Below are 25,611 nucleotides of genomic sequence, written 5' to 3' on the forward strand. Positions count from 1 at the left end.
TGCAGGGGGGACCCTGTGGGAGAGTAGGACGCCGCCGAACTAATATTGAGGAAACCCCGCACCTTTTGGTGCGGGGTTTCCTGCGTTTACGGGGTGAAAATCGAGGCGCGTCCACTGTGTCCTGTGGCTACTGTGGCCGCATGCAGCAGAAGATCCGGTCCATACGTTCTGATGAGTGGCTCGCGGTGAAGGAGCTGAGGCTTGCCGCGCTCCAGGACGAGGTCGCGCACCTCGCCTTCCTGGAGACCTATGAGGAAGCCGCCGCCAAGCCCGACGCGTTCTGGCAGGAGCGGGCCGCTGGAGCCGCTGAAGGGGCGCTCGGCGTACAGCAGTTCATCGCCGAGACCCCGGACGGGGACTGGGGCGGCACAGTGACCGTGCTGATGGAAGAGGCCGGTACGACGGACTGGGCCGGGCACGCGGTCGAGCGGCGGCAGGCGCATGTCATCGGGGTGTTCGTACGGCCCGAGCACCGTGGCACCGGGCTGATCAAGGCGCTGTTCGACGCCGGCCTGGAGTGGGCCTGGGGCCGCGGCGCCGAGCGCGTGCGACTCCTCGTGCACGAGGAGAACGGGCGGGCCGGTGCCGCCTACCGCAAGATGGGGTTCGTGCCGAGCGGGGTCACCGTACGGCTGTCCGAGGGCTCGCAGGAGTCCGAGCTGGAGATGGTGATCGAGCGGAACTGAGCTGACTACACCGGGAGTTCATGGTGTGGCCAGCGGGTGCGGGCCTGTTCGCGGGAGCGGAGCAGGGCCAGGGTCGGCAGGCCGCGGTCCGCTCCGGTGGACAGGAGTTCCGGGAGCTGGGGGAGGGGAGCCACGGCCGCCACATCGTCCAGGACGAGCGTGAGTGGTGGGTCGAGGCGACCGGAGGATGACCGTTCGGCCATGCGGCGGCCGCGCTCGACCACGCTGGAGGCGAGGGCAGTCAACAGCGGCATGGCGCCGGGACGTTGTCTGGGGTCCTCGATGGGCTCGCCCACTACGTAAAGCGTGCCCCCTTCGTTGACGAAGGAATCCAAGGCAAGGCTGTCAGTTCGATGTGGTGTGCATGCCTCGCGGATGTTCACCGTGGAGAGGGAGGCCAGCGCGCGGCCCGTCAACTCCTGGGCCATGTCACGGCGTTCGGGATGCGAGGTCAGCGCGGCCTCCAACTCGCCGGCCGTGCCGGACGACGCCTTGGGATTCGTCCGCAGAGCGCGTACCGCCTCCTGGATCTGGGTGCCCTGGGCCCAGCGGTGGAGGTGCCGGATGGTGCGGCCGTCTATCGCGGCGGCGTGCAGATAGCTCCGCAGCAGGGTCTCCGCCACGTCCGCGAGCGCCTCGTCGATACGGGCCGTGGGGCGGACGGGGGCGAGCAGCGCGACGGCGCGTGCCGCCGCCGTGGCCTTGTCCTCGCAGCCGACGGTCGGGGCCCAGTGCAGCCGGGCCGGGGTCTCGCACAGATGCGAGGGGTCATAGAGGAGGACGGGGCCGAGCTTGGCGCGGGCGTCCTTGGTCTCCGACCACAGGGCAGGGCTGGACGTGACGACGAGCGCGGGCCCTTCCGCTTCCCGCAGGGCCTGGGCGGCGATGGGGTGACGTACGTCCGGGGCACCGAGGATGACCGAGGGAGCCGTCTGGAGAGCCGAGGAGGCCGTCTGGACGCTGCCTGTCTGCACCGCCGGGGCCGGTGGTGCCGCCTGCACTGTCTGCGGTTCGTCGGCGGACAGGGCCGCGGGGGCGACCGTCAGCGGTGCGGGCACGGCGGGAGCCTCGGTGGGTTCTGCGGCCGGGCGGGGCGTGGGCACGTGCTCGGTCACCGGGATCTCGCGCGTCACGGGCGCCTCCCGCGTCTCCCGTGTCTCCGCCGGGACCTCGTGCGTGCTCGACGGCGCGGTCGGCCGCTGCTCGGGCGCTTCGTGCCCCCGCTCCGGTCCCGGGCCCGCCGTCCTGCGGTGCGCGCGGAGCGCCCGCCACCGGGTCACCGTGCCGATCGCGAACACGCTGAGCACCACCAGCACCATCAGTTCGCTGATGAACAGGCCCCAGAACAGCCCGTACCCGGAGAGCTGGTCGGCCGGGGTGTCCGGCCACGCGCCCGCGAGATCGTGGGGCTGGGCCAGCAGTTGCCGTATGGCCATCGGCGTACGGCTGAACCGGACGCCGTGCGGCCAGGCACCCCGGGCGAACCAGCCCGCGATACCCGTGGCGGTCCACACCATCAGCGTGACGCCGAGCAGGAAGGTGAGCATGCCCACCAGCAGCCCGTCGGGGATGCCCTCCTGCTTCTGCCGCTCCCTGCCTGGTCTCATACGGGCCCGCCTGTTCCTATGCCACCGTCGACTCGGACGTGCCGTCCAGGTCGCTCAGCCGCTGTTCCATGAACGCCGCCGCACGCTCCTCCGCCTCCAACTCCGCGGCGCGCAGGGCGTCGTCCGTCAGGTCGCTCGACGACTCCGTCATCGCGCGGTCGGTGAAGACGAGCGGCCGTTCCATCTCCGTGATCAGGTGTTTGACCACCTGCACATTGCCGTTGACGTCCCAGACCGCGATACCGGGCGTCAGCGACGGGATGATCTCCACGGCCCACCGGGGCAGGCCGAGGACCCGGCCTGTCGCGCGCGCCTCGTCCGCCTTCTGGGCGTAGATCGTCCTGGTGGAGGCCATCTTCAGGATCGCCGCCGCCTCCTTCGCCGCCGCCCCGTCCACCACGTCGCTCAGATGGTGCACGACGGCCACGAAGGACAGTCCGAGCCGCCGGCCGAACTTCAGCAGCCGCTGGAACAGTTGGGCCACGAACGGGCTGTTGATGATGTGCCAGGCCTCTTCGACCAGGAAGATGCGCTTCTTGCGGTCCGGGCGGATCCAGGTGTGCTCCAGCCACACACCCACGATCGCCATCAGGATCGGCATGGCGATGGAGTTGCGGTCGATATGGGAGAGGTCGAACACGATCAGCGGGGCGTCCAGGTCGATACCGACCGTGGTGGGCCCGTCGAACATGCCCCGCAGGTCACCGTCGACCAGGCGGTCCAGGACCAGCGCCACGTCCAGGCCCCAGGCGCGTACGTCGTCCAGGGCGACGTTCATCGCCTCCGCCGACTCCGGTTCGGGATGGCGCAGTTGCTCCACGATGTCGGTCAGGACCGGCTGGCGCTCGACGATCGTCTCGTTGACGTAGGCGTGGGCGACCTTGAGGGCGAAGCCGGAGCGTTCGTCCAGGCCGTGCCCCATCGCGACCTCGATGATCGTGCGCAGCAGCGCGAGCTGGCCGGTCGTCGTGATCGACGGGTCGAGCGGGTTGAGCCGGATGCCGTGGTCGAGTGCCGCGGTCGGGTCGAGCCGGATGGGGGTGATCCCCAGCTCCTCCGCGATCAGGTTCCACTCGCCGACCCCGTCCTCGCCCTGCGCGTCCAGGACGACGACCTGGCGGTCGCGGAAGCGCAGTTGGCGCAGGACGTATGTCTTCTCCAGCGCCGACTTGCCGTTGCCGGACTCACCGAGCACGAGCCAGTGCGGGGCCGGGAGTTGCTGGCCGTAGAGCTGGAAGGGGTCGTAGATATAGCCCTTCCCGGAGTACACCTCGCGGCCGATGATCACGCCGGAGTCGCCGAGGCCGGGCGCGGCCGTCGGCAGATAGACGGCCTGCGCCTGGCCCGTGGAGGTGCGGACGGGCAGCCGGGTCGTCTCGACCTTGCCGAAGAGGAAGGACGCGAAGGAGTCGGTCAGGACGGACAGCGGATCCCGCATCAGGCCTTACCTCCGAATGCCGGTGGCGAAGGGGAGCGTGTTGACGAAGGCCCGGTGGTGCTCGCGGTCGCACCACTCCAGCTTCAGATACGACTTGCCCGCCGAGGCGCGGATCGTGCGCTTGTCGCGGGCGAGGGCCTCCGGAGAGCGGGCGGAGACGGTGATGTAGCCGACGAGGTTGACGCCTGCGGCGCCGCTCGCGAGGTCCTCGCCGCGCTGGTCGAGGCGGGAGTTGGCGGCGAGGTCGCGGGGGTCGACGGTGCGGTTCATCTTGGCGGCGCGGCTGGCTTCGGCGTCGTCGTTGGTCTTCTCGGTCAGCATCCGCTCGATGGCGACCTCGGTGGGTTCGAGGTCCATGGTGACGGCGACCGTGCGGATGACGTCCGGGGTGTGGACGAGCAGGGGCGCGAGGAAGTTCACGCCGACCGGGGTCATCGGCCACTCCTTGATCCACGCGGTGGCGTGGCACCAGGGGGCGCGGGTCGAGGACTCGCGGGTTTTCGCCTGGAGGTAGGTGGGCTCCATGGCGTCCAGCTCGGCGGGCCAGGCGTTGCGCCGGGTCATCGCCTGGATGTGGTCGATGGGGTGGTCGGGGTCGTACATGGAGTGGATGAGGGAGGCGAGCCGTCCCTGTCCGAGCGGCTGCCGTACGCGGATGTCGGCTTCCTGGAGCCGTGAGCAGATGTCGGTCAGCTCGCGGGCCATGACGATGGCGAGGCCCGCGTCCCGGTCGACCTTCCTGACGCCCTGCGGCCGTGCGGCGCGCGCCATGGCCTGGGCCTCGGCGGCGAGGTCGCGGGTGTAGTGCATACAGGCGACGAGGTAGGCGCGGTGCTGCTCGCTGCTGGTGGACACCATGGACTGGAGCTGGTCGTAGGACCGTTGCAGCCAGGCCGGGGAGCGCATGTCGCCGCGCTGGACGACGTCCTTGGCGTGGGCGTCGGGGTCGGCGGGCAGGGTGCGGGCCAGCATCTGGAGGCGGGTGACGAAGCCGTCGCCGTTCGCGACGTGCTTGAGGAGCGTGCCGAAGCGGTCGACGAGCGCTTCCTGGTCCTCGCTGTCGCGCAGGCCGACGCCGGGGCCCTCGATCTCGATCGCGGCCGTGACGGTGCGCCGGTCGGCGTGCAGCAGGACGGCGATCTCGTCGGGGCCGAAGGGGGCGGCGAGCCAGGAGATCCGGCCGATGCCCGGGGGCGGTCCGATCTCGACCTCGCGTCCGTCGAGGTGGGTGCCCGCCTCGACGGCGCCCGACCGGTAGGCGGTGCCCTGGCGCAGGGTCCGCCGGTAACTGCGGTTGATCTCGTACCACTTGTAGAACGTGCGCTGCCGGTACGGGACGTAGACGGCGCCCAGCGCGATCAGCGGGAAGCCCATCAGGAGCCCGATGCGCAGCAAGAAGATCTTGATGAAGAGCCCGCACATCATGCCGATGAACGCGCCCGCGATGATCAGCGCGATCTCGCCGGTCTCGCGGTTGCGGCCGACGATCGCATTCGGCCGGGCACGCCCGATCAGATATGTCCGGCGGGGCGTGACCGCGGGGGACAGATGGGACTCGGTCGTCAACGCCCTTCACCTCCCGTGCGGTTGGTACTGCTGTTGCGGGTGTTGCTGGAGTGCGGGGAGTCGGCCGGGCTGGTGCGCGGCGGCGGGGGAGCGGCGGCTCCGCCGCCCTGGCCCCGGGTGCTGTGCGCGGCCACGCCGCCGGACATCTGGTTGGCGGGGCGCGCGGCTCCGCCGCCTCCGCCGCCCTGGCTGTCGGCGCGGCTGCTGTGGGTCTTGATGCCCTGGGCGACGAGGGTCGCCGGGGAGCTGATGACGGCCGCGGCCTTGCGCTCGGCGCCCTGCATGATGCGGTTGTTGCGCGAGGCGGCGATGTCGTCGCCGAAGCCGGGCACGAACCGGTAGATCATGGCGCTCGAGAAGATGGCGAGCAGGATGATGGCGAGCCCGGAGACGACGGCCGCGAGGGAGTCCGGGCCGGTGCCCGTGGCCAGGGCCCCGGCGAGGCCGAGCACGATGACGATCACCGGTTTGACCAGGATCACCGCGATCATGATGCCCGCCCAGCGGCGGACATGGCCCCAGAGGTTCTTGTCGACGAGGCCCGAGTAGACGACGACGCCGAGGAGGGCGCCGACGTACAGCAGGACCGCGCGCAGGAACAGCTCCAGGTACAGGACCCCCGCCGCGACGATGGAGACGAGCGACACCAGGATCAGCATGATCGGGCCGCCGCCGATGTCCGTGCCCTTGCTGAGGGCGCCGGAGAACGCGCCGAAGAACGTGTCGGTCTGGTTGCCGGAGGCCTTGGCGAGGACGTCGCTGACGCTGTCCGTCGCCGAGACGACGGTGTAGAGGATCAGCGGGGTGAACGCGGAGGCGACGACGGTCAGCCAGAGGAACCCTATGGCCTCGGACATCGCGGTGCCGAAGGGGACCCCGCGGATGGCCCGCTTCGCGACGGCCAGCAGCCACAGCACCAGGGTCAGGATGGCCGAGGCCGCGAAGACGATGGCGTACTGCTGAAGGAACTTGTGGTTGGTGAAGTCGACACTGGCCGTCTCCTTGATGGCCTTGCTGAGCTGGTCGACGGTCCAGGAGGCGGCGTCGGCGAAGCCCTTGGCGAGCGAGGAGAGGGGGTCCTGGGGGGTGCTGGTGAGGTCGTTGGAGGGGGCGCCGCCCTTCGAGGGGGAGTTGCCCATCTCGCAGTACTTCTTGGCGTCGCCGACGATGAGGTCGCAGGGGTTCTTGCTGGGCGACGGCGACGGCGACGGCGACCCGGACGACGGGGACGTGGGGGTGGGGCTGGGATCGGCGAGGGCGCGGGTGGCCAGCAGCACCACCGCCGTCTGCGCGGCTGTGGCGGCTGCGGCGACCTTGAGTACGCAGCGGTTAGCGGGCATACGTGAACCCTCCGTACTCTTCGGTGGCCTTGCGGATCTCGTCGGAGCCGGCGGCCCGGTCGTCACCGGGGACAGGGGCGGGGCCGTTCTTCTGCTCGTCGGAGGCGATCTTCCAGTCGCCGTTGGACCATTGCAGATCGAACGTCCACGTCTTCCAGGTCGAGGTGATGGGGTCGGTCGACTTCTCGCCGGACATGCCGATGAGCCCCAGGTACCAGACCGCGACCTTGGCGTTGTCGGCGGAGTACCGCTGGACCGTGGTGCCCACGGGGACCACGCGGGAGACGAAGGTGCTGCCCGCCGGTGCGTTGCCGTCGGCGTCGAGGCCCATCTTGCCGAGAAGGTCGGCCGAGTAGGCCTGGTCCATCGCGCCCTGGAGCCGGGCTGCCGCGTCGGGGGTGTAGAGGCGCTTCAGAAGGGCTCGTCTGCTGTCTGTCTTGAACATGGCGTCAGAACCCAGCGCCACCGCGTAGTTCGCGGCAGCGGACTGCGCCCCCTCCTCGTCATGGCCGAAGCCCGAGGGGATGCCCTCCGTCTTCGTACGGACCGGGTGGGCGCCGGAGGCGGCTGTCGGGGCCGCGGCGGCCTTGTCGCCGTGGTGGTCGCCGCCCGGCGAGGAGCCACCGCCGCCGCGGTTCGCGAAGGCGATCGCCGCGATCAGCAGGACGACCACGCCGACGACCATGACCAGTCTCCGCGACGAGGACCGGCCCCGCCGGGCACCCCCGTACACATCGCCGCCCCGCTCGGGCAGCCGGGTACGGGTCTGCCCGACCCCTCCGTACTCTCCGTCGCCCCCCCGGGAGCCACCGTCATCGAGACTCACGCCGAGCACGCCCCCTCGACCTCATAGCCACTCCGCACCTCGTGTCGAAACGCGTAGATGTACGACGGTAGCCGTGCTGGTAGCCGCGCGGGCGCGGTGTGGTGACTCGACATCAGGGAAACGCAACCTCAGCCGGTGGGCGCGACGGACGGATGGGTCGGGAGAGGAACCGGGCGCGCCCGGCCGGGACCTGACGGAGCGCCAGGCGGTGCGTGGCGGTCCGGGGCGGGGCTAGACGGCCATGCCGTACACGATCGTGAACAGCGTGCCGAGCGAACCGATGATGAAGACCCCGGTGAGGCCCGCGATGATCAGCCCCTTGCCCTGTTCCGCGCTGAAGGTGTCGCGCAGGGCTGTCGCGCCGATGCGCTGCTTGGCGGCGCCCCAGATCGCGATCGCCAGGCAGAGGATGATGGCCACGGCCATCACCACCTCGACCATCACGCGTGCTTCGTTGCCCAGGCTGCCGAAGGGCCCCCAGTTCGGAGCGATACCGCCGATGATCGTGTTGATGTCGCCTTTTGCGGCCGCGAGCTCCATGTAAGTCACCGCCCCTGGTGGGTAGTTCTGTACCCCCTGCCACAGTTGCAGAGGTCAGGCTCATTCTCGCCGACAACGAGGCTGTCGTATGTCGACTTGGCGTCATTGAATTGGCCGATTTCGTATGGGCCCCCTGATTCCGATCCCCGCAGGCCCCTCGTGGGGGCGCGGGGCGGTATTCGAAGACACGTATGGTTACTCTGCGTATCTGTGTATCACGGCAGGTCACACCGGGCAATGACGCCTGAGCGGAACCCGTGGTGCGGTCCCGCTGTCGACCCCGTTCGCACCGCGCGGCCCTCGATCGGCCCGCGGTGCCGCCCGCTCAACTTGCCGGTGGCGTACGGCTGTCACCCGTACGAGCGGAAGGCTATCCCCGGTTCGCGGCGCCCGGCGCACAGGGTGGTGGCGCAACGAGGGACCGCCGGGTCTTCCTCCCTCGGGCCCCGCTTCCCCGTGCGCGGGCGATGCCCCCGTGCGCGGGGCACGCCTCGCGCCATGCGTCCCCGGAGCGGCCGAGCGTCCCCGGAGTGTCAGACGCCCTGACGCCCCTGAATACGACTCTTCCTCCCGATTTATCGTTTCTGCGAGTGAAGGCAGGGGCATCGCGGGAACCACTCATACAGAACAGATGTATGGAGGCGAGAGGAATGGCTCAGCAGAAGTCGTCGTCGGACCTTCCCGAGCCGCTGCGGACCATGGTCTCCGCGCTGCGCAGGGTGCCCGGTGCGGAGACAGTCGGCAGGGCCACCGAAGGCGCGCTGAACGCGGTCGGAGCCGTGTCTCCGCGCGGGCGGCGGCTGGCCGTGTACACAGGCGCCGGGGTGCTCGGCGCCGTAGGCCTCGTGGAGTGGCCCGTCGCGGTCACCGGTGCGGCCGTGGCCTGGCTGACCCAGTCGCGGCCCGAGCAGTCGGAGCGGTCCGCGCAGGCGGACGGTTCCCGGAGCACCCAGCGCACGGCGTCCGGCGCGCGCAAGACCGCCTCGGCCCGCAGCACCGCCTCCGGCCGGAGTGCCGCGAAGAGCGCCGCGAGGAGTGCCACGAGGAACGCCGCCAAGGCGGCGAAGGCCGCGAAGAGTGCCGACAGCGCCGGTACGACGCGGCACCGCCGTACCACCGTCGCCACCTGAGGGCGTGCGATGGGGCCAGAAGCGGGGGTGACGCGTCCCTCGACCGCCACCGGCCTCGTCCGGGCCGCCCCCGGGCGGCTGGTGCGCGGCGCCCCGGCCGCGGTGGGAGCGGCGGCAGGCGCCCTCACGGCGGCGGCGCGGGCCGGGGTCCACGGTGCCGACAGCGCGGTACGGGTCGCCCGGGTGGTGCGCAACGCCCTGCCCGGCGACACCGGCCAGTGGCGGTCCGGTGCGCGGGCCCATCTGACGCTGCGGCTCGCCGAACCCGGCCGCGCCGGGCGCGGGAACGCCGTACGACGCGTGGCACAGGCGTCCCGCAGGGTGGCCGAGGCGCTGGCCGAGCGGTCGGACGTGGTCTCCGCGTACTGGGACGGCGGGCTGACCCGGCTGGTGATCACGGCCACCGAGGCGGAGCTGACCGACCAGGTGGTGGAGCGCGCCACCGGCCTGGCCGGACGGTGGGGGCTCACCGTCGCGGCCGACCCGGAGGAGGAGTTCTCCCATCCCGGCGACCCCGCCGCCGTACGGACCGCCGCGGCGGCGCTCGCGGCCGACGTCCTCGGCGCGGGCACCGCGATCGCCGGTGCCGTCCTGCGGCTGCCGCACACCCCGCGCGTCCTGACCGCGGTGGTGACCCTGCTGCGCGAGAACCCGCGCTTTCGCACCTGGCTCACGGGCCGCCTCGGCCGGTCCGGGATGGATCTGACGCTCGGCCTCGCCAACGCGGTGGCGCACACCGCGGGCGGTACGCCGACCGCCCTGGTGCTCGACGGCGGGCTGCGCGCCTGCCAGTTGACGGAGCGGGTGGCGCGCGCGGTCGCGTTCGACGCGACGCACGACCAGTGGTGCGGGCCCGCGCGGACCGGTGTGCCCGCCGATCACTGTCCGCGCCCGCCGCTGCGCATCTCCCCGACCCAGGAGTACGCCGCCCACACCTCCGTCGGCAGCGTGCTCGCGGCGGTGGCGACGGAACTGGTCAAGCGCGACATCGAGGAGGCGGCGGAGGCGGTGCTCGCGGGCTCGCCCAAGGCCGCCCGCTACGGCCCCGCCGCCTTCCACTCCGTCCTGAGCGGCGCCCTGGCGAGGCAGGGCGTACTGGTCCGGGAGCCCGAGCGGCTGCGCCACCTGGAACTGGCCGAGACGCTCGTCCTGCACCCCAGCGCGCTGCTGACCCCGGGCGGCGCGGATCCGTGGATCGAGGCCGTCCTGGACGCGGCGCGCCACGCCGGGCTGCGGGTGGTGATGGTCGACCACCCGGCGCTGGCCGACTTCACGGGGCTCGCCGACCGGGTCGTCGGCGGCGACCGGCCGCTGGAGCAGGTGGTGGAGGAGCTGCGCGAGGACGGCGAGGGCGGGACCGTGGTCACCGTCGCCCGGCCCGCCTCGGCCGAGCAGGACGAGGTGCTCGCCGGTCTGCTCGGCAGCGATGTCGCCATCGCCCTCACGGACCGGGACGGGGTGGTCGTCTGGGGCGCCGATGTGCTCGCCCCGCACGGTCTGGCCGATGCCTGGCGGGTGCTGACCGCGATCCCGGCCGCGCGCGGGGTCGCGGGGAGGTCGCAGACGCTCGCCCGGTCCGGGGCGGCCCTGTCCGGGCTCCTCGTGGCCGTGCGCGGGGCTCGTCCCTCGCGCCGGTGGCCGCTGCCCGGACTGCGGCACACCCCGGTCGACGCGGCCACGGCCGCCGCCCTGCTGATGGGCGTACGGGCGGCGCTCCGCGTGGCCGCGGCCCCGCCCCCGCAGCCGCGCCCGCGGGTCGCCTGGCACGCGCTGGAGCCCGAGGAGGTCCAGGAGCGGCTGGAGCGGCAGCCCGAGCCGGAGGCCGAGCGCGCGAGCGATCGGGCGCGGAGCATCGTGCGGGCCCTGGCCGGGCACCCCTGGCTGCGGCCCGCGAGCGGCCCGGTGCGCTGGACGGTGCGGCTGGCCCGCGCCGTACGGGGGGAACTCGACGATCCGCTCACCCCCGTGCTGGCGGTCGGCTCGGCCGCGTCGGCGATCCTCGGCTCCGCCGCGGACGCGTTGCTGGTCGTCGGCGCGCTCGATCTGAACGCCCTGGTCGGCGGCGTCCAGCGGCTGCGGGCGGAGCGGGCGCTGTCGGGGCTGGTGGCCGAGCAGAAGCGCAAGGCCCGGCTGCGGCAGCGGCGGGGGGCGCACCGGCCCCGCAGGCGGGGCGCGCGGACCGTGGACGCCGCCGAGCTGCGCCCGGGGGACATCATCGAGCTGGAGGGCGACGACGTCGTACCGGCCGACGCGCGGCTGCTGTGGGAGGACGGCCTGGAGATCGACGAGTCCGCGCTGACCGGGGAGTCCCTGCCGGCGGACAAGCAGACCGACTCGACCCCGCGCGCCGCCGTCGCCGACCGCCGCTGCATGGTCTTCGAGGGCACCACCGTGGTGGCCGGGCGGGCCCGCGCGGTCGTGGTGGAGGCCGGTGACCGCACCGAGGCGGCCCGCGCCGTCTCCCTCGCCGCCCGCAAGCCCGCGGCCGCCGGGGTGCAGGCCAGGCTCCAGGAACTCACTCGCAAGGCACTGCCGTTGACGCTCGCGGGCGGGGCCGCGGTGACCGGCCTGTCCCTGCTGCACGGCACACCGATCCGCCGCGCGGTCAGCGGCGGGGTGTCGGTGGCCGTCGCCGCCGTTCCCGAGGGGCTGCCGCTCGTGGCGACGGTGGCCCAGCTCGCCGCCGCCCGGCGGCTGAGCAGGCAGGGCGTCCTGGTCCGTACCCCGCGCACGCTGGAGGCGCTCGGCCGGATGGACACGCTCTGCTTCGACAAGACCGGCACGCTCACCGAGAACCGGTTGCGGGTGGTGCGGGCCGCGGACGCCGACGGCGCCGTACGGGCGGCCGATCACCTCGGATCGGCGCGGGCCCTGTGCGTCGCGGCCCGTGCCTGCCCCCGGCTGACCGGCGAGGAGGACGGCAGGTCGGCGCACGCCACCGACGAGGCCGTCCTGGACGCGGCCGGGTCCGATCCGCACTGGACGCAGACCGAGGGCCGCCCCTTCGAGGCCGGTCGCGGGTACGCCGCAGCGGTGGGCCGTTGCGAGGACGGCGCCCGGGTGCTCGTGGTCAAGGGCGCCCCCGAGATCGTGCTCCCCGCCTGCGCCGGACTGCCGGACCGGGTCTCCGCCGCGGCCCAGGCGCTGGCCGGCGCGGGGCTGCGCGTGCTGGCGGTGGCCGAGCGTCCGCTGACCGGGGACGAGAGGGACGAGGAGGTGCTGGAGCAGGCCCTCGCGGGGCTCCGGTGCACCGGCCTGCTGGCTCTGTCGGACGTGCCGCGGGAGACGTCCACCGCCCTCGTCCAGGGCCTGCGGCGCATCGGCGTACGGCCGGTCATGCTCACCGGCGACCATCCGCAGACCGCGCGGGCGATCGCCGTGGAGCTGGGCTGGCCCGGGGACACGGCCGTGGTCACCGGCGACGAACTGGCCGCCGCGGACCGGGCGGCACGGGCCCGGATGCTGCGGGACGCGGACGTCGTGGCCCGGGTCGCGCCCGAGCAGAAGCTCCAGGTGATCGAGGCGCTGCGGGACGCGGGACGGGTCGTAGGGATGGTGGGCGACGGCGCCAACGACGCCGCGGCCATCCGCGCCGCCGACATCGGCGTGGGCATCAGCGCCCGTGGCTCGGCCGCCGCCCGCAACGCCGCCGACCTCGTCCTCGTCGACTCCGATCTGACCGTGCTGATCGAGACGGTGGCCGAGGGCCGCGCGCTGTGGCACGGCGTCGCCGACGCCATCGCCATCCTCATCGGCGGCAACGCGGGCGAGGTCGGCTTCGGCATCCTCGGCGGGCTGCTGTGGGGCGCGTCCCCGCTCTCCACCCGCCAGATGCTGCTGGTCAACCTGTTCACGGACCTGTTCCCGGCGGTCGCGGTGGCGGTGACCCCCGACCGGGAGCGGCGCGACGGGGCCGATACCGGCAGCGAGCCGGGCGGACGGCTGCTCACCTCTCTCCTCGGGCCCGCGCTGATCCGGCAGATCCGCCACCGCGCCCTGGCGACCTGCCTGGGCGCGAGCGTGGCCTGGCTGATCGGCCGTTTCACCCCGGGCACCGCCCGCCGCGCCACCACGATGGCCCTGTGCGCGCTCGTGGGCACCCAGCTCGCCCAGACCATGGCCGACCGCCGGGACAGCCTGCTGGTGCGGGCCACGGCCCTCGGTTCGGCCGCGGCGCTCGTCGCCCTGGTGCAGACCCCGGGCGTGAGCCAGGCCCTCGGCTGCACCCCGCTCGGCCCGGTCGCCTGGGCGGGTGTGGTGGCGGCCATCGCGGTCGCCGTGGCCGGGCACCGGGCGCTGCCGGGGGTGGAGCGGGCCGTGCTGCGGTGGTGGCGCTCCTCCGAGAGCGCCCCGCCCGAGACACCGGCAGGCAACGCGGCGCGGTCCGTCTCGGAGGCGGCGCGGTCGGTCTCCGATCTGGCGCGCAACGCCTCTGACATCCTGCGCAAGGCCTCCAGCGCCGGTCCGCCGCCCACGGCCGAGCCCCCGGACGGCAGTTGATCCCGCGCGGCCGCGGCCCGAGCCGGCGGCCCTCGGGTGCCCCGAAAGGGGGAAGCAGACGTGGGCCGAATGCGCGCGGCACTCCGCGACGGTGCACCCTCACAGTGGAATTTCACGGCGCTCACGGCGAAATTCCCCCCGGTGTGGTTCACAGTAAGAGGCGATGAACGCCATCAGACGCCCCCATGGCAACCGCCGGCTCGCCTTCCTCGGTGCCCTCGTCCTGCTGGCCGTCACGACGTCCTCCGTGGCGGCGGCCGACGGCGGCGGCGGACCGCTGGGCGCGACCGTCCAGGCGGAGGCCGGTCTGGACAACGCGCGCATCGGACCGCTCTTCGGCTCCAGCGCCCTGGAGGGCGGCCACTTCTGCACCGCCTCCGTGGTGCACAGCGAGCGCGGCAACCTCATCGTCACCGCCGCGCACTGCCTGATGAGCAAGGGCGCGCTCTGGTTCGCCCCCGGCTACCGGGACGGCAAGGCGCCGTACGGGGTGTGGAAGGTGACCAAGACGTTCCTCGGCGGCGGCTGGAGCAGCGGCGACCCGGACGAGAACAGCGACGTCGCCTTCGCCGCCCTGGAGTCGGTCGGCGGCGCGAACGTCGAGGACATCGTCGGCGGCAACAAGTTCGTCACCGGGCGGAAGACCGGCGCCACCGCCGTCACCGTCACGGGATACCCCAACTCCGAGGAATCCCCGATCACCTGCACGAACAAGCCGACCGCCCAGACGCCGACCCAACAGCGCATCGAGTGCCCCGAGTTCACCGGCGGCACCAGCGGCAGCCCCTGGGTGAACAGCGACGGTGAGGTCGTCGGCATCCTCGGCGGCCACGAACAGGGCGGCTCCACCTCCGACATCTCCTACAGCGTCGTCCTCGGCAGCGAGGCCGCGGCCCTGTACCGGACCGCCTCGCGCGGCTGACCCCAGCCACACCCGTCACCGCGGTTCGCACACAGGCTCTGTTCGCCCTGGTTCCGTCCGCGTACGCGCCCCTACACTGACCGTCGGCGTACTCCCGGGCGGCGAGGGGCGGTTGACGGTGCGTAAGGCGTGGGTGTGGGTCACCGCTACCGTCGGCGCCGGGCTCGGCTTCGTGCTGCTGCTCGTCATCGGGGTCTACCTGAACGCCGGGAACCTCTCAGGCGGAGGCGGCGCCCAGGGGTCCGTCGGGCTCGCCAAGAACGCCGTACCCGCCGCGTACTCCTCGCTCGTACAGCGGTGGGGCAATCTGTGCGGCGCGATCAACCCCGCGCTGCTCGCCGCCCAGCTCTACCAGGAGAGCGGCTTCAACCCGAGTGCCAAGAGCCCCGCGCAGGCCGAGGGGATAGCGCAGTTCATGCCCGGCACCTGGGCCACCCACGGCCTCGACGCCAACGGCGACGGCAACGCCGACGTCTGGGACCCGGCCGACGCGATCCCGTCGGCAGCCTCGTACGACTGCAAGCTCGCCTCGTACGTGAAGGACGTGCCCGGCGACCCGACGAAGAACATGCTGGCGTCGTACAACGCGGGGGCGTACGCGGTCATCAAGTACGGCGGTGTGCCGCCGTACAAGGAGACCCAGAACTACGTGAAGACCATCACCACCCTGGCGCAGAGCTTCGCCGCGCCCGTGAGCCGGGTCGACCCCTCCAAGCAGGCGGCCGGGGCGATCTACTACGCGCAGAAGAAGCTCGGCACGCCCTATCTGTGGGGTGGCGAGGGCACCAGGGACCAGGGCGGGCGCTTCGACTGTTCCGGGCTGACCAAGGCCGCGTACGACAGCGTCGGCATCACGCTGCCGCGCGTCGCCAACGACCAGTACAACGCGGGGCCGCACCCGAAGCGGAACGAACTGCTCCCGGGCGACCTGGTGTTCTTCTCGGACGACCTGACCGATTCGCGGGCCATCCGGCACGTCGGGATCTACGTCGGCGGCGGCTACATGATCGACGCGCCCCGGACGGGGGCCGTGATCCGGTTCGACCCCATCGACACCCCGGACTACTTCGGCGCGACGCGGGTCACCCAGGACGGCGCGCAGGCGCTGCCGACGACGGTGTGAACGGGGGGCGCGAACGGCGCGTGCGAGGGCGCACGCATCCGTAACCCTCCGCCGCGCCCCTTCTTCTGAGCTGCGAGGACGAGTCTCTCTTCGATAACGTCTGCGTGATCGTTCGGTTGAGTGCGGAACGCGGACCACCGGCCTGTGCGTTGCTTCTCACGTAGAGCGTCGACGTACGGCAACCGGTTTGACGTGAAGCGGATCTACGACCACGGGGGTGGTGGGCGGCGCGCACAGGCGCGTCCGCGGTAAGGGACAGACGAAGGGGCCGCACACGATGGCTGGACTCGCCGCATCCGGTTCGAACCCCGACGTCGAACTGCTCTACGACATCAACGGCCTGGCCCAGGACGCCCCGCGCTGGTTCGACCGCGTCGTGACGTTCATCGGCGAGTACGGCCTGCTGCTCGCGATGGTCCTGCTGGTGCTCGGCTGCTGGTGGAGCCTGCGCCGACGCGGCGGCGAGCACGCGGCACCGTCCATGGCCGCGCTGCTCTGGGCCCCGCTCGCCGCGGGCGTCGCGGTCCTGGTGAACGTACCGATCCGGGGCTTCGTGGAACGCCCCCGGCCGTTCGTCGACCACCAGGGACTCGACGTCCTCGTCAGCGGCAAGAACGACTACTCCTTCGTCAGCGACCACGCCACGCTCACGATGGCGATGGCGGCCGGACTGTTCCTCGCGCACCGCAAGTTCGGGATCATCGGCCTCGGGCTCGCGCTGCTCGAAGGGTTCTGCCGGGTCTATATGGGCGTGCACTACCCGACGGACGTCATCGGCGGCTTCGCCCTCGGCACGGCCGTGGCCCTGCTGCTCTCGCCGCTCGCCACGGCGCTGTTGACCCCGCTCGCCGAGGCGGCCGAACGCTCACCGCGCTTCGGCACGCTGATCCGGGCCCGCGGAGCGCATCCCGCGCGGGCCGTGATCCCCGGCGCGCGGACGGAGGCGGCGGCCGAGGAGCGGGACCTGGCGGCCTGATCGGTACGGCTAGCCGTCGGCGTGACCCCGCGCGTCCGTTCTGGCCAGGCTGCGGGCCCTGCGGGCCGGGCCGCGCCAGCCGCAGGCGCAGCGAGCGAAACAGAAGCGGCCCTGTTCGACCGTGGTCGTGCGGTGCTCGCCATGAGAGGCGGCGCTGTCCTGCTGGTCCACTCCCGCAGGTTACCCAAGGCGGACGCGGCCTGTGCGCCGACCGCGTGACGGGTCCCGTCGGCCGTCGTTAAGCGGAACGACAGGAGGGACACCGGGACGGACCTGCTGGGGGTAGACGGCGATGGTGGTGCGGCGGCACGGTCGGGCGAACGCGGCATGCGCCACGACGGTGGCACTCCTGGTCTGCACCGCCTCGGTCACGGGCTGCTCGAGCGGCGGCGCCGCCGCCGAGGACGCGCGCGCGGCCACCGGCTCGGTCGCCCTGCTGCGTCAGGCCTCCGCGGCCCTGGTGCGCGCGGGCAGCTCCCGGGCCCGTACGTCGATGGAGATGGCCACGGGCGGCACCCGCGTCACCATCCGCGGCGAGGGCGTGTACGACTTCCACGGCCGCCTCGGCCGACTCACGGTGACCCTGCCGCAGGACCCCACGGGCGCCCAGGAACACCGCCCCATCACCGAACTGCTCGCCGCGGGCGCCCTGTTCATGAAGAACCGGGGCGCGGGCGTGCCCCCGGACAAATGGGTACGGGTCGACACGGCCACGCTCTCCGACGGCAACCTCGTCACCGGCGGCGCCACCGACCCGTACACCGCGGCCGAACTGCTGCGCGGGGTGCGCGAGGCGACGTACGTCGGGCGGACCGAGATCGACGGGACCCCGGTGCGGCACTATCGCGGGATCACGGACATCGGGCGCGCGGCGCGCGGCGCGGCCGAGGGGGACAAGGGGGCGTTGCGCGCGGCGGCGCGAGGGTTCGCCACGGCCGAGGTCCCCTTCGACGCCTATCTCGACGACGAGGGGCGTATCCGCAAGCTCCGCCAGCGGTTCGGCTTCGTCAACGGCGACCGCAAGGCCACGGTCGCTGTGACCTCGACCACGGTGCTGTACGGCTTCGGGGCACCGGCCGAGGTGGTGCTCCCGGCGGCCGGGGACATCTTCGCCGGGAAGATCGCGGAGCGGTGAGAGGGGCCGTGGGGCCGGTGGGCGGGTGGGGAAGTGGCGCGGCTGAGGGGCTGGAAATGGTCCGTCCGTGCCATGCGCCGGGCATGGGCCGCTCCCTACCCTAGGAGGTCGGTGACGGCAGAAAGAGGTGATGCGCGTGGCTTTGCTGGGCGGTACGGCAGTCCATGACCACGTGGCCCTCGCCGAGATCGAGCTGTGCGGCGACCTGATCATCGCGGCCTCGAGCGCGCGCGAGGACCGGCTGAGTCTGGAAAGCATCGACGAGGTGCTGCGGGTGGCCAAGGAGCGGGACCGCTTCGGCGGCTGAGCCGCCCCGCGCGTCCCGCCCGCGTCTTCGCCGACCCGGACGTCAGGTCCGCAGCAGTCGCGCGATCGCCTTCGTCGCCTCCTCGACCTTCGCGTCGATCTCCGTGCCGCCCTTGAGCGCGGCGTCCGCGACGCAGTGGCGCAGATGCTCGTCGAGGAGCTGGAGCGCGAAGGACTGCAGGGCCTTCGTCGAGGCGGAGACCTGCGTGAGTATGTCGATGCAGTACACGTCCTCGTCGACCATCCGCTGCAGCCCGCGGATCTGGCCCTCGATGCGGCGCAGCCGCTTGAGGTGCTCGTCCTTCTGGTGGTGGTAGCCGTGGACGCCGTGGTCGTGGTCGGTCATCACGGCCTCGGCACCCTCGGAGGGCGTCGGCGCGCCGGCCTCGGTGGTCGTCATCGCGTCCTCCTGGAGACGGTGGGCCCGGCGGACCGGGCGTGGGACAGTGCACTCGCGGACGTGGCTCCCGCGTCGCGAAACGGACATATACCCCTGACGGGTATATGGTAACGAACTTTGCCGAGGAGCAGGATCCCTTCGTAGGCCCTGGCCACGGGCCTCGGCCGCCCTCGGCCGCCCCTCGTACGGCCCCCGTGCCGACCACGACGGCCGATGGGCGACACTGGAGACGACCCGTAGCCGTGGCCGGATGATGTGCTTAGCATCAGCCTGACCGAAACCGAAGCACCTGAGGACCCCACGTGCGCTTTCGTCTGACCCCCAGGGAGACGAGCTTCTACGACATGTTCGCCGCATCCGCGGACAACATCGTCACGGGCTCGAAACTCCTGATGGAACTGCTCGGGGCGGACCCCTCCGACCGGGCCGAGATCGCAGAGCGTATGCGGGCCGCGGAACACGCCGGTGACGACGCCACACACGCGATCTTCCACCAGCTGAACTCCTCGTTCATCACGCCCTTCGACCGCGAGGACATCTACGCCCTCGCCTCCTCCCTCGACGACATCATGGACTTCATGGAGGAGGCCGTCGACCTCGTCGTCCTCTACAACGTCGAGGAACTGCCCAAGGGCGTCGCCCAGCAGATCGAGGTGCTGGCGCGGGCGGCGGAGCTGACCGCCGAGGCGATGCCGAACCTCCGCACGATGCAGAACCTCACCGAGTACTGGATCGAGGTGAACCGCCTGGAGAACCAGGCGGACCAGATCCACCGCAAGCTGCTCGCCCATCTCTTCAACGGCAAGTACGACGCGATCGAGGTGCTGAAGCTCAAGCAGATCGTGGACGTGCTGGAGGAGGCCGCGGACGCTTTCGAGCACGTGGCCAACACGGTGGAGACCATCGCGGTCAAGGAGTCCTGAGGCGTCGATGGACACCTTTGCTCTGATCCTGACCATCCTGGTCGCACTCTTCTTCACCTATACGAACGGCTTCCACGACTCGGCGAACGCGATCGCGACGTCGGTGTCGACGCGCGCGCTGACCCCGCGGGCGGCGCTGGCGATGGCCGCGGCGATGAACCTCGCGGGCGCGTTCATCGGCACCGGCGTCGCGGCGACGGTCAGCAAGGGCCTGATCCAGACGCCCGAAGGCGGCAAGGGGATGGCGATCCTCTTCGCGGCGCTGGTCGGTGCCATCGCCTGGAACCTCACCACCTGGTACTTCGGTCTGCCCTCGTCGTCCTCGCACGCGCTGTTCGGCGGCATGGTCGGCGCGGCGCTCGCGGGCGGTACGACGGTGTACTGGTCCGGCGTCCTGGACAAGATCGTCATCCCCATGTTCCTGTCCCCGGTGGTCGGCCTGATCGTCGGCTACCTGGTGATGACGCTGATCATGTGGCTCTTCCGGCGGACCAACCCGCACAAGGCGAAGCGTGGCTTCCGCATAGCGCAGACCGTGTCGGCGGCCGGTATGGCCCTCGGTCACGGTCTCCAGGACGCGCAGAAGACGATGGGCATCGTGGTGATGGCCCTGGTCATCGCCGATGTCCAGGACTACGGGGATCCGATCCCGGTGTGGGTGAAGATCGTCTGCGCGATGATGCTGTCGCTGGGCACGTACGCGGGCGGCTGGCGCATCATGCGCACCCTGGGCCGCAAGATCATCGAGCTGGACCCGCCGCAGGGCTTCGCCGCGGAGGCGACGGGGGCCTCGATCATGTTCACGACGGCGTACCTGTTCCGGGCGCCGATCTCGACGACGCATGTGATCACCTCGGCGATCATGGGCGTGGGCGCGACGAAGCGTGTGAACGCCGTGCGCTGGGGCGTCGCGAAGAACATCGTCCTGGGCTGGTTCATCACCATGCCGGCCGCGGCGATCGTCGCGGCGTGCGGGTACTGGCTGATCGACCTGGCGGTCCTGTAACGCCCCGAGATGCGGTAGTCGGTGGCACGAGAAGACTGGACCTATGACTACCAAGGCACTCCTCGAAGGCGGGCCGGACGATCTGGCGGGCACCCTGGCGCCGATCGTTCCTCCGGGACAAGAGCTGAAGATCCCTCACCGCGGCGGATACGAGCACTACAAGGTCACGTCGCGCCACGAGGACAGCCAGGAAGGTCGGGTCACCGTCTACCAGTGGTGGGAACGCACGGAAGTAGCCGAGTAGAAGCCGAGTAGCGAGAGGGCCCGCCCCTGGGAGCCAGGGGCGGGCCCTCCTTCCTCGCGGTGGCACCGCCATGCAGCACCGCGAGGGGTCTTCCGCCGCTGCGGCCGGCTCAGCCGAAGCGGCCCGAGATGTAGTCCTCGGTCGCCTGCACCGAGGGGTTGGAGAAGATCCGCTCCGTCTCGTCGATCTCGATCAGCTTGCCCGGCTGGCCCACGCCCGCCAGGTTGAAGAACGCCGTACGGTCCGAGACGCGCGCGGCCTGCTGCATGTTGTGCGTCACGATGACGATCGTGAAGCGTTCCTTCAGCTCGCCGATCAGGTCCTCGATGGCCAGCGTCGAGATCGGGTCCAGGGCCGAGCAGGGCTCGTCCATCAGCAGGACCTTCGGCTCGACGGCGATCGCGCGGGCGATGCACAGCCGCTGCTGCTGACCGCCCGACAGCCCCGAGCCCGGCTTGTTCAGGCGGTCCTTGACCTCGTTCCAGAGGTTCGCGCCCTTGAGGGACCTCTCGACGATGTCGCTCAGCTCCGACTTGCGGTGGTCGCCGTTCAGCCGCAGGCCCGCCGCCACGTTGTCGAAGATCGACATCGTGGGGAAGGGGTTGGGGCGCTGGAAGACCATGCCCACCTCGCGGCGGACGGCGACCGGGTCGACGCCCGCGCCGTACAGGTCCTCGTCGTCCAGGAGCACCTTGCCCTCGACGCGTCCGCCCGGGGTCACCTCGTGCATACGGTTGAGGGTCCGCAGGAACGTCGACTTGCCGCAGCCGGAGGGGCCGATGAACGCCGTCACCGACCGCGGCTCGACCGTCATCGAGATGTCCTCGATCGCCTTGTGGGAGCCGTAGTAGGCGGTGAGTCCGCTTACGTCGATTCGCTTGGCCATGTCACTTCCAAAGTCTGATGGTTCGTAAGGGTCCGCGTGGCGGCAGCGGCACCTCGGTGCCCCACGCGGTGGGGGCCGCTGACGGTCAGCGTGGGGACTTCCAGCGGGCGATTCCGCGAGCCACCAGGTTGAGGATCATCACGAAGGCGATCAGTGCGAGCGAGGCCGCCCAGGCGCGGTCGTACGCCGGGTCGGCACCCGCACCGTACTGCTGATAGATGTACAGCGGCAGCGACGCCTGTGCACCCTCGAAGGGGTTGGCGTTGATGAACCGGTTGCCGAAGACCAGCAGCAGGACCGGCGCGGTCTCACCGGCGATACGGGCGATCGCCAGCATGACGCCGGTGGTGATACCGCCGATGGAGGTCGGCAGGACCACCTTCAGGATGGTGCGCCACTTGGGGATACCCAGTGCGAGGGAGGCCTCGCGCAGCTCGTTCGGGACGAGCTTGAGCATCTCCTCCGTGGAGCGGACCACGACCGGCATCATCAGGATGGCCAGGGCCAGCGATCCGGCGAAGCCGAACGGCTGCATGTCGAGGATCAGCATCAGGCTGAGGATGAACAGACCGGCGACGATCGACGGGATACCCGTCATCACGTCCACGAAGAAGGTGACGGCACGGGCGAGCCTGCCGCGGCCGTACTCCACCAGGTAGACGGCGGTGAGCACACCGATCGGCGCGCCGAGCAGGGTGGCGAGGCCGACCTGCTCCAGGCTGCCGAGGATCGCGTGGTAGATGCCGCCGCCCGGCTGGGAGTCGGCGACCACGCCCATCGAGTGGCTCAGGAAGTAGAAGTCGAGGACCTTCACACCGCGCTGCACGGTCACCCAGATCAGGGAGATCAGCGGCACCAGGGCGAGCAGGAAGGCGACCCACACCAGGGAGGTCGCGACCCGGTCCTTGGCCTGGCGGCGGCCCTCGACGCGGGCCGCGATGCCGTAGGTGGCCAGGACGAAGAGGAGTGCGGCGATCAGGCCCTGCTGGACGTGGCTGTGCAGTCCGGCGGCGGCGCCGATGCCGAGCGCGACGGCGACGGAGCCCGCGGCGATGGCCCAGGGGGACCAGCGCGGGAGGGTGGCGCCGCGCAGGGTGCTGCGCTTGTCGGTGACGGCTGCGGTGCTCATGCGTTGGCCCCCGAGTACTCCTTGCGGCGGGCGATGATCACGCGGGCCGCGCCGTTGACCAGCAGGGTGATGACGAACAGGACCAGACCGGAGGCGATCAGCGCGTCCCGGCCGAACTCCGACGCCTCACTGAACTTGCTGGCGATGTTCTGGGCGAAGGTGCCGCCGCCCGGGTTGAGCAGGCTGCCGTGGATGAGGAAGTCCGGGGAGAGCACGGTGGCGACGGCCATCGTCTCGCCGAGCGCGCGGCCGAGGCCGAGCATGGAGGCGGAGATGACGCCGGAGCGGCCGAAGGGCAGGACGGCCATGCGGACGACCTCCCAGCGCGTGGCGCCGAGGGCCAGGGCCGCCTCCTCGTGCATCCGCGGGACCTGCCGGAAGACCTCGCGGCTCACATTGGTGATGATCGGCAGGATCATGATCGCGAGCAGGATGCCGACGGTGAGCATCGAGCGCGGCGCGCCGCCGTCCCAGGAGAAGACGCCGGTCCAGCCGAGGTAGGTGTCCAGCCAGCCGAACAGCCCGTTCAGGTTCGGTACGAGGATCAGGGCGCCCCACAGGCCGTAGACGATGGACGGCACGGCGGCGAGCAGGTCGATCACGTACGCGATGGGCCCGGAGATCTTGCGCGGGGCGTAGTGCGTGAGGAAGAGCGCGATGGCGACCGCGACCGGGACCGCGAGGACCATGGCGATGACCGAGGAGACCACCGTGCCGAAGGCCAGTACGGCGATGCCGAAGACCGGCGGGGTGACGCCGGTGTTCCACTCCAGGGTGGTGAGGAAGTTGCCGTGGTCCTTGGTGATGGCCAGGGACGCGCGGTAGGCGAGGAAGGCCGCGATCGCGGCCATGATCACCAGGAGCAGGATGCCCGCGCCGCGGGAGAGGCCGAGGAAGATGCGGTCTCCGGGCCGGGTGGCGGTGTGCTTGCGCCCGGTCGCGGGAGGCCGCGGAGCGGGGTGGGGCTCTTGTGTGTCGGGTGTAGTTATGTCCATCGGGTTCTCCGGTCTGCGGAGCCGCACGCGGTGTGCGGCTCCAGGCGGCGGTGCACCGGACGGTGCGGCCCGGTCTCTTGGGGGACCGGACCGCACACTCAGGTCAGCTCAGGCCCTCGATGGTGCTGCGGACCTTGGTGATGATGGCGTCGGGGATCGGGGCGTAGTCGTTCTGGGTCAGCACCGACTGGCCGTCCGTGCTGGCGAGGTAGCGCAGGAAGGCCTTGGTGGCGGGCAGGGTGTCCGCCTTGTTGCCCTTGTCGCAGGCGATCTCGTAGGTGACCAGGACGATCGGGTAGGCGCCGTCGGCCTTGGTGCCGTAGTTCAGCTCCAGCGCGAGGTCCTTGCCGGTGCCGACGACCTTGGCGTCCGCGATGGCCTTGGTGGCGTTGTCGACGGTGGCCTTGACCGGGGCGGAGGCGCCCGTGGCGATGGAGACCGTGGACATGTCCTTGGCGTACGACAGCTCGAAGTAGCCGATGGCGCCCGCGGTCTGCTTGACCTGCGCGGCCACACCCGAGGACTGCGGAGCGGACTGGCCGTCCTTGGCCTCCCAGGCCTTGCCGCCGGCGTACTTGCCCCAGACGGACGGGGCGGCGGCCTTCAGGTACTTGGTGAAGTTGTCCGTGGTGCCGGACTCGTCCGAGCGGTGGAAGGCCTGGATCTTGGTGGAGGGCAGCTTGGCGTCGGGGTTCAGCTTCTTGATCGCCGCGTCGTCCCACTTCTTGATCTGGCCGTCGAAGATCTTGGCCAGGGTCTCGGCGTCCAGCACCAGGTTGTCGACGCCCGGCAGGTTGTAGCCGACCGCGATCGGGCCGCCGACCATCGGCAGGTCGACGGCCTGGCCGCCCTTGCAGACCTGCTTGGAGGCCTCGATCTCCTCGGGCTTCAGCGCCGAGTCCGAACCGGCGAAGGCGACCTGGCCCTGGGTGAACGCGGTGACGCCCGCGCCGGAGCCCTGGCCCTTGTAGTTGATCTGCACACCGGAGCAGGCCTGGGAGAACTGCGCGACCCAGGCGTCGATCGCGTTCTTCTGCGCCGAGGAGCCGTCGGCGAGGAGCTGGCCCTTGGCGTCGTCACACTTGATCGAGCCGGCCTTCGCCGCCGAGGAGGCCGAGGGGCTGCTCTTGTCGCCCGTGTCGTCGGAGCCGCACGCCGTGAGGGCCAGGGCGCCGGAGACGGCGAGAGCACCGAGGGTGAGGGCCCGCCGGTTCATGCGCTGAAGCTTCACTTTCGGGTGTTCCTTCCAGGAGCCGCCATCCTGTTCGGCGGCGTGCGAAGTGGGGGAGGGGCGTCCGCGTCCTCGACGAGGCCGCGCCCGCTTCCTCTGGTAAGGCCGAAATTAGGCAGATCAGGTGAAGGCGCCTATGGACGTGAGTGAACGGAGGGTGAACCCCTGCGGACGGTGTGGTGAGGTCACGGAACGCTTACGTCCGCGGCCGAGTACGCCGGGGTGGCACGGGAGGCCACCGCGGTGCGCGGGGCACGGCCGTGGCCTATATCGGGTTCAACGCCTGGAGAACGATGTCCACGAGCTCGCGGTCACGCGGCCGGGTGAGCCGGATCCGGGTCGCGGCCGGCGGAAGCCACAGGATCCGGTCCACCTCACGGCTGGGCGTGAAGGAGCCGTCGCCCGCCTCGGCCGCCCAGTAGCGGACCTGCTTGGGGCGGCCGTTCGCCACGTAATGGACGGTGGGCAGGACGATGCCGGGCAGCGCGGCGTACCCCGTCTCCTCCGCCACCTCCCGCAGCGCGCCCGTGAGCGGGTCCTCGCCCGACTTGAGCTTGCCCTTCGGATGCGACCAGTCGTCGTACTTCGGCCGGTGGACCAGACAGATCTCCACCTCGCCGTCGACGGGGGAGCGGCGCCACAGGACACAGCCCGCCGCGCGGATGATGTCGTCGGTCATCGGGTGCTCACGGCTCCTTCCTC

Annotated in this window: 24 protein-coding genes; 11 read left to right on the forward strand and 13 right to left on the reverse strand. The window is 71.4% G+C overall.

What is annotated here, in order from left to right; genetic code table 11:
* Positions 1–140: 140 nt before the first annotated feature.
* Positions 141–686 (forward strand): GNAT family N-acetyltransferase, encoded by a 546-nt coding sequence (locus ACZ60T_RS26530; RefSeq protein WP_469668139.1) that lies wholly within the window; start codon positions 141–143, stop codon positions 684–686.
* A gap of 5 nt (positions 687–691) precedes the next feature.
* On the opposite strand, the gene ACZ60T_RS26535 is transcribed toward ACZ60T_RS26530, so the two are convergent.
* From ACZ60T_RS26535 to ACZ60T_RS26560, 6 genes are all read right to left on the reverse strand, one after another.
* The gene (locus ACZ60T_RS26535; protein ID WP_469668140.1) at positions 692–2,293 is read right to left on the reverse strand and encodes a type IV secretory system conjugative DNA transfer family protein; all 1,602 of its coding nucleotides are present in this window, start codon (positions 2,291–2,293) and stop codon (positions 692–694) included.
* 16 nt (positions 2,294–2,309) lie between these two features.
* The gene (locus tag ACZ60T_RS26540) at positions 2,310–3,731 is read right to left on the reverse strand and encodes an ATP-binding protein (RefSeq protein WP_469668141.1); all 1,422 of its coding nucleotides are present in this window, start codon (positions 3,729–3,731) and stop codon (positions 2,310–2,312) included.
* 6 nt (positions 3,732–3,737) lie between these two features.
* Entirely contained in the window at positions 3,738–5,297 is a 1,560-nt protein-coding gene (locus ACZ60T_RS26545) for an SCO6880 family protein (RefSeq protein WP_365625092.1), read from the reverse strand.
* On the reverse strand, positions 5,294–6,637 hold the full coding sequence (locus ACZ60T_RS26550) for a hypothetical protein (RefSeq protein WP_469668142.1): 1,344 nt from the start codon (positions 6,635–6,637) through the stop codon (positions 5,294–5,296). The genes ACZ60T_RS26545 and ACZ60T_RS26550 overlap by 4 nt, the downstream gene beginning before the upstream one ends.
* Complete coding sequence (locus ACZ60T_RS26555) at positions 6,627–7,463, reverse strand: DUF8175 domain-containg protein (protein WP_469668143.1); 837 nt, start codon at positions 7,461–7,463, stop codon at positions 6,627–6,629. Before ACZ60T_RS26555 ends, ACZ60T_RS26550 begins: the two co-directional genes overlap by 11 nt.
* Before the next feature lie 231 nt (positions 7,464–7,694).
* Entirely contained in the window at positions 7,695–8,003 is a 309-nt protein-coding gene (locus ACZ60T_RS26560) for a hypothetical protein (RefSeq protein ID WP_365625083.1), read from the reverse strand.
* Between the two features lie 650 nt (positions 8,004–8,653).
* Between ACZ60T_RS26560 and ACZ60T_RS26565 the strand changes: the two genes are divergently transcribed.
* The 5 genes from ACZ60T_RS26565 to ACZ60T_RS26585 all read left to right on the forward strand — a co-directional run bounded on the left by ACZ60T_RS26565 (position 8,654) and on the right by ACZ60T_RS26585 (position 16,654).
* Positions 8,654–9,133, forward strand: a complete 480-nt coding sequence (locus tag ACZ60T_RS26565; protein ID WP_469668144.1) for a hypothetical protein — start codon at positions 8,654–8,656, stop codon at positions 9,131–9,133.
* Positions 9,134–9,142: 9 nt separating this feature from the next.
* Positions 9,143–13,633 (forward strand): HAD-IC family P-type ATPase, encoded by a 4,491-nt coding sequence (locus ACZ60T_RS26570; RefSeq protein WP_469668145.1) that lies wholly within the window; start codon positions 9,143–9,145, stop codon positions 13,631–13,633.
* A 163-nt stretch (positions 13,634–13,796) separates the two neighbouring features.
* Positions 13,797–14,555: a trypsin-like serine peptidase gene (locus tag ACZ60T_RS26575; protein WP_469668146.1), complete on the forward strand. Its 759-nt coding sequence runs from the start codon at positions 13,797–13,799 to the stop codon at positions 14,553–14,555.
* Between the two features lie 112 nt (positions 14,556–14,667).
* Positions 14,668–15,678 carry a C40 family peptidase gene (locus ACZ60T_RS26580; protein ID WP_469668148.1) on the forward strand — a complete coding sequence of 337 codons (1,011 nt, stop codon included), beginning with the start codon at positions 14,668–14,670 and terminating at the stop codon, positions 15,676–15,678.
* Between the two features lie 277 nt (positions 15,679–15,955).
* A complete protein-coding gene (locus ACZ60T_RS26585) occupies positions 15,956–16,654 on the forward strand; it encodes a phosphatase PAP2 family protein (protein ID WP_365625068.1) in 699 nt (232 codons plus the stop codon).
* 9 nt (positions 16,655–16,663) lie between these two features.
* On the opposite strand, the gene ACZ60T_RS26590 is transcribed toward ACZ60T_RS26585, so the two are convergent.
* Positions 16,664–16,825 carry a hypothetical protein gene (locus ACZ60T_RS26590; protein WP_365625065.1) on the reverse strand — a complete coding sequence of 54 codons (162 nt, stop codon included), beginning with the start codon at positions 16,823–16,825 and terminating at the stop codon, positions 16,664–16,666.
* 121 nt (positions 16,826–16,946) lie between these two features.
* Here ACZ60T_RS26590 and ACZ60T_RS26595 point away from each other — a divergent pair, with 121 nt between their 5' ends.
* Positions 16,947–17,789, forward strand: coding sequence for an SCO4651 family lipoprotein (locus tag ACZ60T_RS26595; protein ID WP_469668149.1), 843 nt, complete (start codon positions 16,947–16,949; stop codon positions 17,787–17,789).
* A 136-nt stretch (positions 17,790–17,925) separates the two neighbouring features.
* Positions 17,926–18,096: a hypothetical protein gene (locus ACZ60T_RS26600; RefSeq protein WP_252427953.1), complete on the forward strand. Its 171-nt coding sequence runs from the start codon at positions 17,926–17,928 to the stop codon at positions 18,094–18,096.
* 42 nt (positions 18,097–18,138) lie between these two features.
* On the opposite strand, the gene ACZ60T_RS26605 is transcribed toward ACZ60T_RS26600, so the two are convergent.
* Positions 18,139–18,495, reverse strand: a complete 357-nt coding sequence (locus ACZ60T_RS26605) for a metal-sensitive transcriptional regulator (protein WP_469668150.1) — start codon at positions 18,493–18,495, stop codon at positions 18,139–18,141.
* 302 nt (positions 18,496–18,797) lie between these two features.
* Here ACZ60T_RS26605 and ACZ60T_RS26610 point away from each other — a divergent pair, with 302 nt between their 5' ends.
* From ACZ60T_RS26610 to ACZ60T_RS26620, 3 genes are read left to right on the forward strand one after another with little or no spacing between them, the layout of a single operon-like run.
* Positions 18,798–19,418: a DUF47 domain-containing protein gene (locus ACZ60T_RS26610; RefSeq protein ID WP_252427916.1), complete on the forward strand. Its 621-nt coding sequence runs from the start codon at positions 18,798–18,800 to the stop codon at positions 19,416–19,418.
* 7 nt (positions 19,419–19,425) lie between these two features.
* Complete coding sequence (locus ACZ60T_RS26615; protein ID WP_365625058.1) at positions 19,426–20,424, forward strand: inorganic phosphate transporter; 999 nt, start codon at positions 19,426–19,428, stop codon at positions 20,422–20,424.
* 43 nt (positions 20,425–20,467) lie between these two features.
* Positions 20,468–20,668: a DUF5988 family protein gene (locus ACZ60T_RS26620; RefSeq protein ID WP_252427913.1), complete on the forward strand. Its 201-nt coding sequence runs from the start codon at positions 20,468–20,470 to the stop codon at positions 20,666–20,668.
* 109 nt (positions 20,669–20,777) lie between these two features.
* On the opposite strand, the gene pstB is transcribed toward ACZ60T_RS26620, so the two are convergent.
* The 5 genes from pstB to ACZ60T_RS26645 all read right to left on the reverse strand — a co-directional run bounded on the left by pstB (position 20,778) and on the right by ACZ60T_RS26645 (position 25,588).
* Positions 20,778–21,554, reverse strand: a complete 777-nt coding sequence (pstB, locus tag ACZ60T_RS26625) for a phosphate ABC transporter ATP-binding protein PstB (protein WP_365625055.1) — start codon at positions 21,552–21,554, stop codon at positions 20,778–20,780.
* An 85-nt stretch (positions 21,555–21,639) separates the two neighbouring features.
* Positions 21,640–22,683 (reverse strand): phosphate ABC transporter permease PstA, encoded by a 1,044-nt coding sequence (gene pstA / locus ACZ60T_RS26630; protein WP_469668151.1) that lies wholly within the window; start codon positions 22,681–22,683, stop codon positions 21,640–21,642.
* On the reverse strand, positions 22,680–23,678 hold the full coding sequence (gene pstC / locus ACZ60T_RS26635; protein WP_469668152.1) for a phosphate ABC transporter permease subunit PstC: 999 nt from the start codon (positions 23,676–23,678) through the stop codon (positions 22,680–22,682). Before pstC ends, pstA begins: the two co-directional genes overlap by 4 nt.
* 103 nt (positions 23,679–23,781) lie before the next feature.
* Positions 23,782–24,909 (reverse strand): phosphate ABC transporter substrate-binding protein PstS, encoded by a 1,128-nt coding sequence (gene pstS / locus ACZ60T_RS26640; protein ID WP_469668154.1) that lies wholly within the window; start codon positions 24,907–24,909, stop codon positions 23,782–23,784.
* Positions 24,910–25,174: 265 nt separating this feature from the next.
* The gene (locus tag ACZ60T_RS26645; RefSeq protein WP_365625043.1) at positions 25,175–25,588 is read right to left on the reverse strand and encodes an NUDIX hydrolase; all 414 of its coding nucleotides are present in this window, start codon (positions 25,586–25,588) and stop codon (positions 25,175–25,177) included.
* Positions 25,589–25,611: the final 23 nt, after the last annotated feature.

Source organism: Streptomyces sp. NPDC104371, assembly GCF_055583785.1.